This is a genomic window from Streptomyces sp. NPDC058240, assembly GCF_042882135.1.
GTDB lineage: Bacteria > Actinomycetota > Actinomycetes > Streptomycetales > Streptomycetaceae > Streptomyces.
Window position 1 is genome coordinate 68,009 of record NZ_JBHVWT010000016.1, and the last position, 3,716, is coordinate 71,724.

3 protein-coding genes are annotated in these 3,716 nt (G+C 68.8%); all 3 read left to right on the forward strand.

Annotation, left to right across the window (positions count from 1 at the left end; all coding sequences use genetic code 11):
• Positions 1–172 precede the first annotated feature (172 nt).
• Genes ACFVX4_RS24090 through ACFVX4_RS24100 form a run of 3 tightly spaced genes read left to right on the forward strand, consistent with a single transcriptional unit; the run spans position 173 to position 3,541 of the window.
• Entirely contained in the window at positions 173–1,165 is a 993-nt protein-coding gene (locus ACFVX4_RS24090; protein WP_389980691.1) for a carbohydrate ABC transporter permease, read from the forward strand.
• Positions 1,162–1,992, forward strand: coding sequence for a carbohydrate ABC transporter permease (locus ACFVX4_RS24095; RefSeq protein ID WP_389980693.1), 831 nt, complete (start codon positions 1,162–1,164; stop codon positions 1,990–1,992). Before ACFVX4_RS24090 ends, ACFVX4_RS24095 begins: the two co-directional genes overlap by 4 nt.
• Before the next feature lie 7 nt (positions 1,993–1,999).
• Positions 2,000–3,541 carry a glycoside hydrolase family 3 protein gene (locus ACFVX4_RS24100; protein ID WP_389980695.1) on the forward strand — a complete coding sequence of 514 codons (1,542 nt, stop codon included), beginning with the start codon at positions 2,000–2,002 and terminating at the stop codon, positions 3,539–3,541.
• The last annotated feature ends 175 nt before the right edge of the window (positions 3,542–3,716 follow it).

Below are 3,716 nucleotides of genomic sequence, written 5' to 3' on the forward strand. Positions count from 1 at the left end.
AAGGGGAGACTGGCAGCAAAAGCCGCAAAGCAGGTAGAGGGAGGGCCAAAAAAACACCCAAGCAAACAGAAGGATTCGCGAGCTCGCCCCGCGCGGGGGGGGCGGGCCCCCCCCCCCCCCCCCGGCTGTACGCACCGTTCCGTGTAGGGCTTTGTTGGAAGAGATGGCGAGCATGGCAGTGCAGACCGATCCCTCGGATGTGGCCAAGACGGCCGCAGTCCGCGGGCAGGACGGGAAACCACCCGTCGGGCAGCACGGGGGAAACAAGCGGAAGCCGGGTATCGGCGCGGCGCCGTACCTGTTGATGATTCCCGCACTCGCGGTGACGGCGCTCCTCCTCGGGTACCCCCTGGTGAAGAACGCCATGCTGTCGTTCCAGAACCTCAATATGGGACAGCTGATCCAGCATGTCACCGAGTGGAACGGCTTCAAGAACTACCAGGAGATCCTCACCGGTGAGGACTTCTGGAAAGTCACGCTCCGCACGATCGTGTTCACCGGCGTCAACGTCGTCCTGATCATGGTCCTCGGCACCCTGGTCGGACTGCTGCTCGCCCGCCTCGGCAAGAAGATGCGGCTCACCCTGATGGTCGGCCTGGTGCTCGCCTGGGCGATGCCGATCGTGGCCGCGTCCACCGTGTTCCAGTGGCTGTTCGCCTCGCGCTTCGGCGTGGTCAACTACGTGCTGGACCAGCTGGGCTGGCACTCGATGGCCGACTACAACTGGACCGGATCGCAGTTCTCCACCTTCTTCGTGGTCACGCTGATGATCGTCTGGCAGTCCATCCCGTTCGTGGCGATCAACCTGTACGCGGCGACCACGACGATCGCCAAGGAGCTGTACGAAGCGGCCTCGCTCGACGGCGCCGGCGTCTGGAAGAGCTTCACCTCGGTGACGTTCCCGTTCCTGCGGCCCTTCCTCTACGCCACGACGTTCCTCGAAGTCATCTGGGTCTTCAAGGCGTTCCCGCAGATCTTCACCATCAGTGAGGGCGGCCCCAACCGCCTCACCGAGACCCTGCCGATCTACGCCTTCGTCGAGGGTGTCGGCAACCAGCACTACGGAATGGGCGCGGCGATCTCGCTGCTGACCATCCTGATCATGCTGGGGCTGACCTCCTACTACCTCCGCATCGTTCTCAAGCAAGAGGAGGACGAGCTGTGAAGCGCTCACTGTTCGGCCGCATCTGGCCCAACGCGACGGCGATCGTCCTCTTCGCCGCCCTGGTCTTCCCCGTCTACTGGATGTTCAGTACGGCGTTCAAACCGACCGGCGACATCATCACCGAGACGCCGGTCTGGTTCCCGACCGATGTCACGTTCGAGCACTTCAAGACGGCGTACCACGCACCGAACTTCCTGACCCTGGTCAGGAATTCGCTCACCGTCACGCTGCTCGCCGTGGCCTTCTCGCTGATCATCGCGCTCTTCGCGTCGTTCGCGCTGGCCCGGATGCGGTTCAAGGGCCGCAAGGGCATGATCCTGGTCTTCATGATCGCGCAGATGGCGCCGTGGGAAGTCATGGTCATCGCGATCTACATGCTGGTCCGCGACGCGGACATGCTCAACAGCCTGGTCCCGCTGACGCTCTTCTACATGGTGATGGTGCTCCCCTTCACGATCCTCACGCTGCGCGGCTACGTTGCCGCGGTGCCCAAGGAACTGGAGGAGTCCGCCATGGTCGACGGCTGTACCCGCCCGCAGGCGTTCGTCAAGGTGATCCTGCCGCTGCTCGCCCCCGGCCTGATGGCCACCTCGCTCTTCGGCTTCATCACCGCGTGGAACGAATTCCCGCTGGTCCTGATCCTCAACAAGGACCCCGAGGCCAAGACGCTCCCGCTCTGGCTCTCCCAGTTCCAGAGCCAGTTCGGTGACGACTGGGGCGCCACCATGGCGGCGGCCTCGATCTTCGCCGTCCCGATCCTCATCCTGTTCGTCTTCCTGCAGCGCAAGGCCGTCAGCGGCCTCACCGACGGTGCCGTGAAGGGATAACGCGCCCATGACCACCCTGATATCAGCCACGGACACCGTCACCCGCGACGCGCTCGCCGTCCTGCAGCCCGGATTCACCGGCACCACCGCCCCGGACTGGGTGCTGCGCCGGGTCGACGAAGGCCTCGCCTCCGTCGCCCTGTTCGGCCGCAACATCCGGACGGCCGAGCAGGTGGCCGCGCTCACCGCCCAGCTCAGTGCCGAGCGCGACGACCTCCTCGTCGCGATCGACGAGGAGGGCGGTGACGTCACCCGCCTGGAGGTGCGCACCGGTTCCTCGTTCCCGGGCAACCTCGCCCTCGGACACGTCGACGACCTCGCCCTGACCCGCGCGGTAGCCCAGGAGCTCGGCCGCCGGCTCGCCAAGTGCGGCGTCAACCTCAACTGGGCGCCGTCCGCGGACGTCAACTCCAACCCGGGCAACCCGATCATCGGCGTACGGTCCTTCGGCGCCGACACCCAGCTCGTGGCCCGGCACACCGCCGCGTACATCGAGGGCCTCCAGGCCGCCGGGGTCGCCGCCTGCACCAAGCACTTCCCGGGGCACGGCGACACCGCGATCGACTCGCACCACGCGATGCCGCGCATCGACGTGGACCTGGAGACCCTGCACGCCCGTGAGCTGGTGCCCTTCCGGGCGGCCATCGCGGCGGGCTCCAAGTGCGTGATGAGCGCGCACATCCTGCTGCCCGCGCTCGACCCGGACCGCCCCGCCACGGTGAGCCCGCAGATCCTCACCGGTCTGCTGCGCGAGGAGCTGGGCTACGACGGCCTGATCGTCACCGACGCCGTGGAGATGCAGGCCATCGCCGCGACGTACGGCATCGAGCGCGGCTCCGTCCTCGCGATCGCCGCCGGGGCCGACGCGCTGTGCGTCGGTGGCGGCCTGGAGGACGACGGCACGGTGCTCCGGCTGCGCGACGCGCTGGTCCGGGCGGTGCACAGCGGTGAACTCGCCGAGGAGCGGCTCGCGGACGCGGCCGCACGGGTACGCGCCCTCGCGTCCTGGACACAGGGGGCCAAGAGGTCCGGTTCGGGGCCGGGTGCGGCAACGCAGGAGGGGACCGCGTCCGGCACCGGAATCGGCTCCGACATCGGCCTGGTCGCCGCCCGCCGGGCAGTGCGGGCGACCGGCTCCGCCGGACCGCTGACCGAGCCCGCGCACGTCGCCGCCTTCACCTCCGCGTCGAACATCGCCGTCGGCGACGAGACCCCGTGGGGTGTCGCCGCGGAGCTGGCCCGGCTGCTGCCGGGCACCGGTACCGACACGTACAGCAGCGAGACCGAGGCGCCCGTCGCGGCCGTGCTGCGGGCGGCGGGGGAGCGGCGCATCGTCGTGGTGGTCCGCGACGTCCACCGCCACGCCTGGATGGGCGAGGCGCTCGACGCCCTGGTGGCACAGCGCCCCGACACGGTCGTGGTCGAGATGGGCGTACCGCAGGCGGCGCCCAGGGGTGCCCTGCACATCGCCACCCACGGCGCGGCCCGCGTCTGCGGCCTCGCGGCGGCGGAACTCATCGTCAGGGGCACGGACGGCCCGACGGCCTGAGCGGTCGGGCGCGATGCGGGGCCGGGGGCCGCATCACGCCCGACCGGGTCCGCGACGGCATAGAGAGGGCCGGGGGACCCCCCCAAAGGCCCCCCGCCCCCCCTGATCTGTCGGGGCGGGTCCAATACCCTCCCCGAAAGGTTCGGCGGTTACGCGGTAAAGGAGGAGGTCCCCA

Excerpts from the sequence above, each read along its gene's own strand:
- ACFVX4_RS24090 (WP_389980691.1), top strand. The coding sequence starts at position 173 with ATGGCAGTGCAGACCGATCCCTCGGATGTGGCCAAGACGGCCGCAGTC.
- ACFVX4_RS24100 (WP_389980695.1), top strand. The coding sequence starts at position 2,000 with ATGACCACCCTGATATCAGCCACGGACACCGTCACCCGCGACGCGCTC.